This window comes from Geomonas sp. (assembly GCF_035254065.1).
In the GTDB taxonomy this organism is placed as follows: domain Bacteria; phylum Desulfobacterota; class Desulfuromonadia; order Geobacterales; family Geobacteraceae; genus Geomonas.
Genome location: NZ_DATFBA010000260.1, coordinates 1 through 11,663 on the forward strand (window position 1 = coordinate 1; position 11,663 = coordinate 11,663).

The 11,663-nt window shown below is 62.6% G+C and carries 12 protein-coding genes; 9 read left to right on the top strand and 3 right to left on the bottom strand.

The features are described 5' to 3' along the window. From VJ604_RS11975 to VJ604_RS12015, 9 genes are all read left to right on the top strand, one after another. Positions 1-953, top strand: a 953-nt coding sequence (locus VJ604_RS11975; RefSeq protein WP_324082770.1) for a glycosyltransferase family 2 protein, incomplete at its 5' end; no start/stop codon positions are given. Then, the gene (locus tag VJ604_RS11980; protein WP_324082772.1) at positions 922-1,569 is read left to right on the top strand and encodes a cyclase family protein; all 648 of its coding nucleotides are present in this window, start codon (positions 922-924) and stop codon (positions 1,567-1,569) included. The genes VJ604_RS11975 and VJ604_RS11980, both read left to right, overlap by 32 nt. After that, positions 1,566-2,501 carry a phosphoglycerate dehydrogenase gene (locus tag VJ604_RS11985; protein ID WP_324082774.1) on the top strand — a complete coding sequence of 312 codons (936 nt, stop codon included), beginning with the start codon at positions 1,566-1,568 and terminating at the stop codon, positions 2,499-2,501. The genes VJ604_RS11980 and VJ604_RS11985 overlap by 4 nt, the downstream gene beginning before the upstream one ends. Further along, positions 2,494-3,222 (top strand): SDR family NAD(P)-dependent oxidoreductase, encoded by a 729-nt coding sequence (locus VJ604_RS11990; RefSeq protein WP_324082776.1) that lies wholly within the window; start codon positions 2,494-2,496, stop codon positions 3,220-3,222. The genes VJ604_RS11985 and VJ604_RS11990 overlap by 8 nt, the downstream gene beginning before the upstream one ends. A 21-nt stretch (positions 3,223-3,243) precedes the next feature. After that, complete coding sequence (locus VJ604_RS11995) at positions 3,244-4,500, top strand: hypothetical protein (RefSeq protein WP_324082778.1); 1,257 nt, start codon at positions 3,244-3,246, stop codon at positions 4,498-4,500. 103 nt (positions 4,501-4,603) lie between these two features. Then, the gene (locus tag VJ604_RS12000; RefSeq protein ID WP_324082780.1) at positions 4,604-5,791 is read left to right on the top strand and encodes a glycosyltransferase family 4 protein; all 1,188 of its coding nucleotides are present in this window, start codon (positions 4,604-4,606) and stop codon (positions 5,789-5,791) included. Beyond that, the gene (locus VJ604_RS12005) at positions 5,788-6,540 is read left to right on the top strand and encodes a glycosyltransferase family 2 protein (RefSeq protein WP_324082782.1); all 753 of its coding nucleotides are present in this window, start codon (positions 5,788-5,790) and stop codon (positions 6,538-6,540) included. The genes VJ604_RS12000 and VJ604_RS12005 overlap by 4 nt, the downstream gene beginning before the upstream one ends. Positions 6,541-6,565: 25 nt before the next feature. Continuing rightward, entirely contained in the window at positions 6,566-7,918 is a 1,353-nt protein-coding gene (locus VJ604_RS12010; RefSeq protein WP_324082785.1) for a protoporphyrinogen/coproporphyrinogen oxidase, read from the top strand. Between the two features lie 4 nt (positions 7,919-7,922). Next, a complete protein-coding gene (locus VJ604_RS12015) occupies positions 7,923-9,002 on the top strand; it encodes a glycosyltransferase family 9 protein (RefSeq protein WP_324082786.1) in 1,080 nt (359 codons plus the stop codon). Between the two features lie 227 nt (positions 9,003-9,229). On the opposite strand, the gene VJ604_RS12020 is transcribed toward VJ604_RS12015, so the two are convergent. The 3 genes from VJ604_RS12020 to VJ604_RS12030 are packed head-to-tail and all read right to left on the bottom strand — an operon-like array spanning position 9,230 to position 11,251. Next, positions 9,230-10,168 (bottom strand): GGDEF domain-containing protein, encoded by a 939-nt coding sequence (locus VJ604_RS12020; RefSeq protein ID WP_324082788.1) that lies wholly within the window; start codon positions 10,166-10,168, stop codon positions 9,230-9,232. Between the two features lies 1 nt (position 10,169). Then, complete coding sequence (locus VJ604_RS12025; protein ID WP_324082790.1) at positions 10,170-10,877, bottom strand: hypothetical protein; 708 nt, start codon at positions 10,875-10,877, stop codon at positions 10,170-10,172. Beyond that, complete coding sequence (locus VJ604_RS12030; RefSeq protein ID WP_324082792.1) at positions 10,874-11,251, bottom strand: response regulator; 378 nt, start codon at positions 11,249-11,251, stop codon at positions 10,874-10,876. The genes VJ604_RS12025 and VJ604_RS12030 overlap by 4 nt, the downstream gene beginning before the upstream one ends. Positions 11,252-11,663 lie beyond the last annotated feature (412 nt).

Sequence of the window (11,663 nt, forward strand, 5' to 3'; positions counted from 1 at the left end):
AAACAGATCCCGTCGCATCGATAGTGATAAGAACCTACAACGAGGAGGAGCACCTGGAGCGGCTGCTCCTCGGCGTCCGCAACCAGCTGGTCCCGTTCGATTACGAGATCGTCGTGGTGGACTCCGGCTCCACGGACGCCACCGTCGCGATAGCCATGCGGCACGGGGCGCGGCTGATCCACATCACGCCCGAGGAGTTTTCCTTCGGATTCTCGCTCAACAAGGGGATAGAGAACTCGCGCGGAGAGTTCTGCGTCTTCATCAGCGGGCACTGCTACCCGGTGCAAAGGGAGTGGCTCGCCAACCTGATAGCTCCCTTCTCGGACCCGGCGGTCGCCCTGGTGTACGGGAAACAGAGAGGGACCGATACCACCAAGTACTCCGAACATCAGATCTTCCAAAGGTGGTTCGGGGACGGGGGAAAGGGGAGGCAGGACTCGGTATTCTGCAACAACGCCAATGCGGCCATTCGAAAGGAGCGCTGGCGCGAGTGCCGGTTCAACGAGACCATCACCGGGCTGGAGGACATCGACTGGGCCAAGAAGGTCGTGGAGAGGGGGCATTTCATCTTCTACGCCCCGGACGCCGCCGTCATTCATGTCCACAAGGAGAGCTACCGGCAGATCTTCAGAAGATACGAGAGGGAGGCGCTTGCCCTGCGCGGCATCTACCCGCACGACAGCTTTTCCTTGCTCGATTTCCTGAAGCTGTACCTGCTCAACGTGCTGAGCGACTGTTTCCACGCCTTCAAGGAGGGCGTTTTCCTCAAGAGCTGTGCCGGCGTGCTGGCGATGCGTCTGTTCCAGTTCTGGGGCACCTACAAGGGGCACAACTACCGCGATGCCGTCTCCCAGGGGCTCCGCTACAAGTTCTACTATCCGAAGAAGCCAGAAATGTACAAGAGATTGGAGATCGTCAGAAATGCGACCGCGGCCGGCAAACAAGATCTATGACATCTCCATGGTTTTGGACGACTCGACGCCGGCCTGGCCATCGGCTGACCGCTTCGAGCTGAAATGGTTGCGGACCTTCCCGGATGACGGCTACAACGAAAGCGCCCTCTCTCTCAACTCGCACAGCGGCACCCATCTGGACTCTCCCCTGCATTTCGTGGAGAACGGCCAGGGTTGCGACGAACTCCCGCTCGAGCTCCTGATCGGGGAGGCCTTCGTCCTCGACTGCGGCGACGCGGAGCGCGTGGACCCGGGGCTGCTGGAAAATGCGCTCATCCCCCCCGGCTGTCTCCGGCTGCTCCTGAAGACGAGGAACTCCCGGATCACGGGGAGCGCCTTCGCCAGGGATTACGTCGCCCTCACCGCCGAAGGGGCCGCCTGGCTCGTCGACAGGGGGATACGCCTGGTCGGTATCGATTACCTCTCGATCGAGCCCTTTGGCAGCGACGGTGGCGTGCACAGGAAGCTGCTCGGCAGCGGCGTGGTGGTGCTGGAAGGACTGGTGCTGGCCGCCGTCCGGGAGGGGAGCTACCAGCTGGTCGCACTCCCCCTCAAGGTGGGGAAGTCGGAGGGGGCTCCGGCGAGGGTAATTCTGATGGAAGGAGAAGATACTTGAAAAAAGTCCTTATTTCCGCTCCCTACATGGTCCGGGAGAGAGAGAGGGTCTCCTCCCTCTTGGCAGGGAAGCCGGTTCGGGTGGAGTGGGCCGAGGTTGAAGAACGCCTTGAGGAAGACGACCTGGTGAATATCCTCGGGGAGTACCACGGGATCATCTGCGGAGACGACCGGATCACGGCCCGGGTGCTTGACGCCGCGCCCATGCTCGAGGTGATCGTCAAGTGGGGTACCGGTGTCGACTCCATCGACCAGGAGGAGGCCGGCCGCAGGAAGATCCCGGTGCGGCGCACCCCCAACGCCTTCTCGGAGCCGGTTGCCGACACCGCCCTGGCCTTGATGCTCGCCTTCGGCAGGTCCATCTTCGCCAGTGACCGCATCATGAAGCAGGGAGGCTGGGACAAGCCGCAGGGCTTCTGCCTGAGCGAAAAGACCGTGGGCATCATCGGGCTCGGTGATTCCGGAACAGCCGTCGCCCGCCGGCTGGCTTCCTTCGGTGCGCGCGTTATCGCAAACGACACGGCGCAGAAGGACCCCGAGCTGGTGGAAAGCCTCAAGGTGCGCATGGTTGACAAGGAGGAGCTGTACCGCTTGGCCGACATCATCACCCTGCACTGCGACCTGAACCCCACCAGCTTCCGGTTGCTGGACCGGGCGGCCTTCGCAAAGATGACCAGACGGCCCTACCTGATCAACGTTGCCCGCGGGCAGCTGATAGAGGAACGGGCACTGGAAGAGGCGTTAACGGAGGGGAAGATCGCCGGCGCCGGGCTCGACGTCTACGAAGAGGAACCGCTTGCCAAGGACAGCCCGCTCAGGCGGATGGACAACGTCATCCTCTCCTCGCACAACGCCAACAGCAGCCGTCTTTACTGGCAAAGGGTGCATGAAAACTCGGTGCGGATGCTGATGGAGGGACTGGGAATTGACTAGAACGGTGCTGATTACCGGAGTCAACGGCGGTATCGGAAACGCCCTTGCCCGCAGGTTCAAGATGAGCGGCTGGTCCGTGCTCGGCGCGGACCTCACCGGATCGGGCAACGAGCACTGCGACCTCTTCGTGCAGGGGGACGTCTCTCGTGCCCTCTTCGTGAACTCCTTGCGGGAGGCCGTTTTACAAGGGCATGCCAGGCTCGACTGTCTGATCAACAACGCCGCCATTCAAATCAGCAAGCCGCTTCTGGAAACAAGCGAGGAGGAATGGGCGGCCACCTTCCGGACCAACGTCGATGCCGTCTACCACACGGCGAGGTGTTTCGCCCCGCTGATGGCTGACGGCTCCATCATCAACATCTCATCGGTGCACGCCAGGGTAACCTCCTGGGGGGTGGCGGCCTATGCGGCATCCAAAGGCGCCGTTTCGGCCCTGACCCGGGCGATGGCCATCGAACTGGCCCCGCTCGGCATACGGGTGAACGCCATCCTGCCGGGCGCCGTGGATACCCCCATGCTGGCCGGCGGGCTGCAGAGGAGCGGCGACGCCGGAGAGGCGGCGGAGCGGTTGCGGCGGGCGAGCCCCCTCGGCAAGATCGGCTCCCCTGACGACGTGGCGAGCCTTGCCCTCTTTCTGGCCGACGAGTCCCTGGCTGGAAACATCACCGGTCAGGAAATCGTCTGCGACGGCGGCGTGCTGGCCCGACTCGCTTCGGAATAGCCGGCAACAGCAGGGGGAATGATGGTTGAGCGCATGAAACTGATGGCCTACACGCTGGTGTCGCCGTTTCTCTTCGGGCTTTTCTTCAGAAGGTACGGCGCCGAAAAGGAAAACGCCATCCTGTACCACCCCGTTTTCGACGACCTTCAAGAGCTCGTGCATCACTACTATCTGGCCGGCCATTTCCTTCCGCAGGATGCCACGGTGATTTTCCAGGTGACCCCGGCATTGCAGGAAGAGACACGGAGGATCGGATCGTTTCCCCCCCCCGATTACCTGGGGGACTGTCTCACCAGGGGGGGGCAGCGCTTTCGTTTCGAAACGGAGCAGCAGGGGCTCTCGCTGGCGAGCCTGCTGCGCAAGCATCGCCCGGTCAGCGTCCTGTTTTGGCGGGCTCCCAAGCAAAGCCCGCTCATGAACCTGGCTCTGCAGTCCAGCCTGCTCCATAACGTCGACCGGTACAGCACCTGGGGGTGCTACAGCTATCCCAGTTTCAGGCATGGCCTCAGAACCCGGGGGGGACTTAAGCAGCAGAGGGCCGTGATGCAGCAGAAGTTTCTGGAGTACGTCGATGGCCTGCCGAACTTCCCCAGGGCCTACCTCTTCGGCACGGGACCCTCGATCGAAAAGGCCTTCGATCACGATTTCTCCGACGGCTACCGGATCGTCTGCAACACCATGATCAAGAACGATGAGCTGATGGACCACATCAAACCTCATTTCATGGTGGCGGGCGACGGCATCTACCACTTCGGGGTCTCCAAGTACGCCTGCCGCTTCAGGAACGATCTGGAGAGGTTCCTGAAGCGGCATCGTTGCCTGCTGGTGATCCCGGAGGGGTATTATGACGACTTTGTATTTCACAACGAGGCCCTGGCGGAGTTCGCTCTGCCGGTACCCTACGTCGCGCAAGAGATCAACCTGCGCATGAAAGAGAAGCTGGAGATAAAGTTCTCTCACAACATCCTCAACCAGCTCCTTTTGCCGCTTGCCTCGTCCCTTTGCGACGAGGTGATGCTGTTGGGGTTTGACGGCAGAAAGGCCGGGGACCTGCACTTTTGGAAGTCATCGGACAGTGTGAACTACGAGGATTTGAAGGTTCACCAGCACCAGGCACATCCCGGCTTTTTCAGTGGCGTCGACCACGCCGAATATGCCCGGATCCAGAGCGACTGCGCCGAAAAGATCATGAGCCTCGGAGAGCGCATGGGAAAGAAGTACCGCTGCATGAACCCGTCCAGCAACGAGGCCCTGCAAAAAAGGTTTCTGACCGAGTGAGCCCAGATCGAATTTTTCACGCCGGACGATTTCTCCCAGCAGCCGGCCTCCATGAACCGCCCTTTGGTCGTGTGGCGGACGCTGTGCAGAGGTTGATGAGCCCATGAAGCGGATCGGTGTTTTGCTGGCGATTGAACCTACCTGGGGCGGGGCGTTCCAGTACGACCAGGCCATCCTCGATGCCCTGGCGGGGCTGCCGACCGACCGGTATGAGGTCGTCGTCGGCTATGCGCATCGCTCCTGGTTGCCATACCTGGAGCGCTACCGTTTCAAGAACGTGCCGATTCCGCTTGGATACTGGGATTGGGGCCGTGTCTTGGGGCAGCTTCTGCACTACAGCTGCATCGGCACAGGGGTGTGGAGAGCCGTCGCTCCCATTCTGCACCCCACGGCCAGGGCTTTGGTGAGGGAGGGGTGCGACCTGTGGATCTTTCCTTCGCAAGATCCCTGGTCGTATCTTACCCCGGTTCCTGCGCTGGCGACCATTCACGACCTGATGCACCGTTACGAGCGCCGTTTTCCCGAAGTGGGGAACCCGAAGGAGTTCTCCTGGCGAGAATGGCATTATCGAAACACGTGCAGGTGGTGTCGGGGAGTGCTGGTTGATTCATCGATCGGAAAGCAGCACGTCGTCGAATCCTACGGATTGGCAGCCTCACGGGTGCACGTCCTCCCGTTTATCGCGCCGGGCTACCTCGAGGAAGACGGGGGAGGCGATGCATACCCGTTCCCCCTTCCGGAAAAGTTCCTCTTCTACCCCGCCCAGTTCTGGGCACACAAGAACCACGAGGGGCTCATCAGGGCGATTGCCTCCCTTAAACCACGTTTCCCCGAGATCAAGCTGGTACTGGCCGGTGCCAAGAAGAGAGGCTATGCCCAGCTCTCCGCTCTGGTCGGCAGGCTCGGCTTGACCGAGGATGTCCTGTTCCTCGGCTATGTGCCGGACAGCCAGATGATGGACCTGTATAAAAGGGCGCGGGGAATGATCATGGCCAGCTTCTGCGGCCCCACCAACATCCCCCCCCTTGAGGCGATGAAGACGGGTTGCCCCGCCGCGGTGTCGGACGTCTACGGGATGCCGGAACAGACGAGGGGTGCTGCTTTGTTGTTTGATCCCGCATCCGTGGAGAGCATGGCTTCCGCCATGGCCAGCCTTTGGGAAGACGACGCGCTTTGCAGGGAGCTGGCCGAACGGGGGATGCGGGTGAGCGCCGAATGGACCAAAGAGCATTTCAACGACCGTCTCGCTGGTATCCTGGCCGAGGCTTTGAAGCTGAGGAGTGGGGATTGATTAAGATCTCGCTGATCACCATCTGCCGGAACAGCTCCGCCACCATCCGAGCTACCATCGAAAGCGTGCTGGCCCAGCAGTGGGATGGTGAGCTGGAATACATCGTGGTGGATGGCGCCTCGACCGACGACACCATGGAGATCGTGCGCTCCTACGGTGACCGGATCTCCAAGGTGGTGAGCGAGCCCGACCGCGGCATCTCCGACGCCTTCAACAAGGGAATAGCTCTCGCTACCGGCGACTTGGTGGCCTTCATCAATTCGGACGACCGCCTGCTGCCGGGGGCGCTCGCCACGGTGAGCCACTACTTCCAGGAGCACCCGGAGACCGAGGTGCTGCACGCAGATCTCCTCCTCTACGACGGCGACCGGCTGCTGAAGAGGCTCGCACCGCCGCGCTACTGGTGGATCCCGTGGCGGATGATCCTGTTCAACCATCCGACCTGCTACGTGAGGCGCGAGCTTTTCGAGCGCTGCGGGCTCTTCGACCTGAGCTACCGCTTCTCGCACATGGATTTCGAGATCTTCCTGCGCTGGCAGAAGGCCGGCGCGGAGATCCGCTATCTCCCCGAAATCCTGGTCCGCATGCAGGCCGGCGGGGCCAGCGGCAGGCACATCTACCAGGGGTTCAGTGAGAACGTCCGCGCCCTCAAGGCTCACGGCTACAACCTGCCGCTCGCCTGGCTGCAGTTCTTCGCCAAACACCTCGCCCAGCGGATACTGGATCTGCGGGGGCGGCTCGGCATCTGAAAACGTCACAGGTGACATCGACCACATGAAAATCATCATCCTTGGCGCCGGCCCCTGCGGCCTGGGCGCTGCCTATCATCTTGACAAGCTCGGCTACCGCGACTGGACCCTCTACGAGAAGGAAGAGTACGTGGGCGGGCTCTCCGCCTCCTTCGTCGACGACCAAGGCTTCACCTGGGACGTGGGGGGGCATGTGCTCTTTTCCCACTACGGTTACTTCGACACCGCCGTGGCCGAGGCCCTGGGGGACGGCTATAACGAGCTCCAGCGCGAGAGCTGGGTGCGCATGCTGCAGACCTGGGTGCCGTACCCGTTCCAGAACAACGTCCGCTACCTGCCGGACGACGCGCTGAGAGAGTGCGTGGAGGGGCTGCGGTCGCTCGCCGGCTCGCCGGGTGAGGCCGATAACTTCAAGGAGTGGATGGATGCCGTCTTTGGAACCGGCATCGTCAAATACTTCATGGAGCCCTACAACAAGAAGGTGTGGGGGACGCCGCTGGAAAAGATGAGCAAGGGGTGGATCGCCGAGCGGGTCTCGGTGGTGGACCTGGCGCGGATCGAGCGAAACATCGCCCAGGGGCTGGACGACCTCTCCTGGGGGCCCAACAACACCTTCAAGTTCCCCAAAGAGGGTGGGACCGGCGCCATCTTCCGCGCCATCGCCGCGCGTTTCGCCGACCGCATAAACCTGGGCTGCCAGATGCTTTCCATCGACAGCGCCGCGCGGGTGATCACCTTCGCCGATGGCCGCAGCGAGCGCTACGACATCCTGATCAACACCTCGCCGCTGGACCTGCTGGTCTCTGCCTGCACCGATTCGCCCGAGCGGTTGCGCGAGGAGGCCAAGGGCCTCGTCCATAACGGCGGCCTGATCGTGGGGGTGGGGGTCGAGGCTCCCCGTGACGACAGCAAGTGCTGGATGTACTTCCCCGAGTCAAACTCCCCCTTCTACCGGGTGACCAACTTCCACAACTACGCCGCCGCCAACGTGCCGGCAGCCGACACCTCCCGCTACTCGTCGCTCATGTGCGAGACCACCTATTCCCCCACCAAGCCCGAGGACAAGGCCGGCATCGTGGAATGGACCGTGCGGGGACTGGCCAACTCGGGGCTTATGGAGGAAGGCGAGGTAGAGCGGGTGGTGAGCCGCTACCTGATCGACATCCCGTACTCCTACCCGGTGCCGACCCTTTCCCGTGACGGTGCGCTCGCCGCCATCCAGCCGTGGCTGGAGGAGCGGGGGATCTTCTCGCGCGGACGCTTCGGCGCCTGGAGATACGAGGTGGGCAACATGGACCACTCCTTCATGCAGGGTGTGGAATTGGTGGAGAGACTTTTGAATGGCGGCGAGGAGCCGACTGTGAACGGCAAGGGGTAAAGGGTTGAACATCAAGCTGATGAAGAGAATCGACAGCGTGCTGGGGAGCGTGGCCGCCTGTCTGCTCCCAGGGGCGCCTGGCGTGAAGCCGATCCGCCCCAAGCGCGTGCTGCTCGTCCGGCCGGGCGGGATCGGGGACGCGGTGCTGCTGGTCCCCGCCATCCGCGCTTTGCAAAACGCCTATCCCGAGGCGGAGATAACGGTGTTGGCCGAGCGGCGCAACGCCGCCGTCTTCTCGCTCTGCCCGGGCCTCGACCGGGTGCTTCTGTATGACCAGGGGGACCTCTTCCAGGTGCTGGGGGGCGGCTACGATCTGGTGATCGACACCGAGCAGTGGCACCGGCTCTCGGCGGTGGTCTGCCGCCTGGCGCGGCCCCAGCTCTCCATCGGGTTCGCGACCAATGCGCGCAAAAGGCTCTTCTCCCACCGCATCCCCTACGCCCATGACCGCTACGAGGCGGAAAGCTTCTTCGACCTCTTGGCCCCGCTCGGTATCGAGCGCCCGGCTTCGCTGGAGACTCCCTTCCTGGTGGTCCCTGCCGAGGCGGCTGCCCGGGCAAAGGCGCTTCTGGGCGATATCGAGCGGCCGCGGGTGGCCTTCTTCCCCGGTGCCAGCATCGCCGAGCGGCGCTGGGGTGCCGAGCGATTCAGGCAGGTGGCCGACCATCTTGCCCTGCGGGGACTTTTGCCGGTGGTGGTGGGGGGCGGCGAGGACGCGGAGGAGGGGGAATACATCGTCAAGCGCTGCGGCGGGATCAACCTGGCGGGTAAAACCAGCCTGGTGGAGACCGCGGCCGTTCTCGCCCGCTCGCTGCTGCTGGTCTCCGGGGACTCCGGGGTTCTCCATCTCGCGGTGGGGCTGGGGGTGCCGACCGTATCGCTGTTCGGCCCCGGCATCGAGGCGAAGTGGGGGCCCAAGGGGGAGTTCGATCTGGTCCTCAACAAGAAGCTCGCCTGCTCGCCGTGCACCCGCTTCGGCACCACCCCAACCTGCCGCGAAAAGGCCCGCTGCCTCTCCGACATCATGCCGGCCGAGGTGGTGGAGGCCGTGATGACCGTCCTCGACAAACGCTTCCCCGAGTAGCAGCCGAAACCAATCCCCAATGTCCCCAGTGTTATCCGGTTTGATCCTTGTAGTTAGCTGATTTGAAGGGTTGGGCCGTTCGTGCTGAGCCTGTCGAAGCATCAGCGCCAACTTTTCCGGTCTTTATTTGCCGTAACAGTTCCACACCCTTCGACAAGCTCAGGGTGAACGGCTATCTGTGGATACCCTGTCCCCCCATTAGAACGGGGGGACCTAAGGGTGGAAGATCATCGGCAATCAAGAAGCGCTGATGAGGTGGTGGGCTCGTGGACCATGACTCTGTTGCGGCCGGACTGCTTGGCCTCGTAGAGTCCCTCGTCCGCTCTTTTGAGGAGGGTGGTGGGGGTGTCTTCCGGTTTCAACTGCGCAACGCCCAGGCTGATGGTCACCCGCAGATCCCCGCTTCCCGTCGCGATGGCAAGCTGTTCAATGCTGCTCCGGAAGCGCTCGGCCAACAGGCAGGCATTATCCAGCGGGGTCTCGGGGAGGATACAGCAGAACTCCTCTCCACCGTAGCGGACCAGGCAGTCCGTCTTGCGGGTGACCGCCATCAGCTTCCCCGCCACCGCTGCCAGCACCCGGTCCCCGGCCTCATGTCCGTGCTGGTCGTTCACCTTCTTGAAAAAGTCGATGTCCAGCATGATGACGCTGAGCGCCCGGTGGTAGCGCTCATGTCTCTTGCACTCGTCTCCGAGCCGGTTGTCCAGGTAGCGCCGGTTATAGGCGCCGGTCAACTGGTCCCGGATGTTCAGCTCCCGTAACCGCAGCTGGGTGAGCGCCCGCTCGGTGACGTCCTGCACGGTGATCAGCAGGTGCTCGATCTCTCCGTCCGGCTGGCGCAGCGGCGCGCTGGCGCAGTGCTGCTGCATCAGGTCGAAGGTCCCGTTGGGGGTTCCCACCACCTTGAAGGGGAAGAGGTAGTGGTGCAGGGACTGCGGGAAGATGGCGGGGGAGCCGAAGGTGAAGGCCATGCGGGCGCCTCGCAGGAATTCCGGCGTGTTCAGCTCCGGGAAGTGGTCGAACACCAAGCTCCCCGTGATGGTTTCCTTGTCGATGCCGCTGTGCAGCGCCATCCACCGGTTCCAGTAGCAGACCCTGAACTCGGTATCCAGCACCACCACCCCCAGGTCGACGATCTCCAGTATCTGTCCCGGTAACCCTTTCATGTCATCCCTCGTACTGGGCCAGGAAATCGGCCAGCGCCTGTTTCAGCCACCCGATCGATTGCTCGCTGGTGACCAGGAAGAGAAAGCCCTGCACCGATTCCTCGCGGAAAGAGAAATCCGTCTTCAACACGATGGCGATGGACTCCGGGTCGCACAGCCCGGCCGGGATCGCCTTCCCTTGTGTCTTCGCCACCAGCTTGGCCGGAGAGTAGCTCACCTGGTCACCTAGCAGTTCGGCGAGTTTTCCCACGCAGGCCCCGATCAGGATCCCCCCGGTGGTCAAGAGGGCATCCCGCTCCACGTCCTCGCGCGCCTCTCCTTCGTAGAGCGACTCCTCGTCACCGAAAAGCGCTACCAGCTGCGACCCGGCGTCCGAAGGGAAGATCAGGAAGGCGCTCCCCTCCAACTTGCCGTAGAACCTCTCCTCCACGATGTTGATCTCCGGAGACGGACCCACGATCTTCTCGAGGTAGCCGACCAGCCCGGCCCCCTTGAAAAGCTGCACGCAGGGGACGCTCAGGCAGACGAAGATGCTGATGACTTCCGCGAGGGAGGCGGCCGCGCGGCCGAAGGCGATGTTCATCATCTCCTGGAGCGTGTCGCGCTCGTCCACCGACATGATGGCGAGGGTGCTCTCCTCCGGCAATAGCGCCTCCGGTGAGAGCCCCGCCTCGTCCACGTTCATCTGGCTGATGCTGGCCTCGCTCATGCGGATTCCTCCACCTTTGTCAGGGCCTCCTGGACGCTTGCCTTGTTGGGGGGCTTGGGAAGGATCAGGAAGGCTCCCTTCTCGGTGACCTCCTGCAGGCTTTTGTCCTGGATGTCCGCGGTGCAGACGATCACCGTCGCTGCCGGGTCGAAGGCCTTGATCTCCACCAGCGCGGTCACCCCGTCCATCACCGGCATGGTGAGATCCATGGTCACCAGGTCCGGCCGCAGCTCCTTGTACTTCTCCAGCGCCTGCAGCCCGTCGCCGGCCTCATGAAACTCAAACCCTCTCTCCTTGGGGAAGCAACTCTTCAGCATCTTGCGCGAAATGGGGGAGTCATCCACTATCAGCACGGTTTGCAGCGGCTTGCTCATAGCTCATCTCCTCTCTTGGGAAGGGGATTCAGGGCCTCGGCGCCTGTGAATAGATCGAGCCCTTGCTGGACGGGTGCCGTCTTCGAAAAAATATTAGACCATTATAATATATTTCCCGGCAATTGCTCCCCTGCCAAAGTATCGTCCCGAGGGGAGGGGACCAGTTATCCCCTCGCCCCTTCAGGGGAGAGGGGGGCCGAAGGCCGGGTGAGGGTGTCTTTAGGTGCCGAAAAGTCCCGCCCTCACCCCTGCCCGCTCCCCGAGCGGGCGAGGGGGAGTTAGGCACAGTGGCAACCGGAAGGTACAAAAAGGAAACCTGATCAGGGATGATCTCCCGCTGCGCGTCCCTTCCCCTTCAAGGGGAAGGACAGGATGAGGATGGGGCGTTCTTTCACCGGATAATACCCCATCC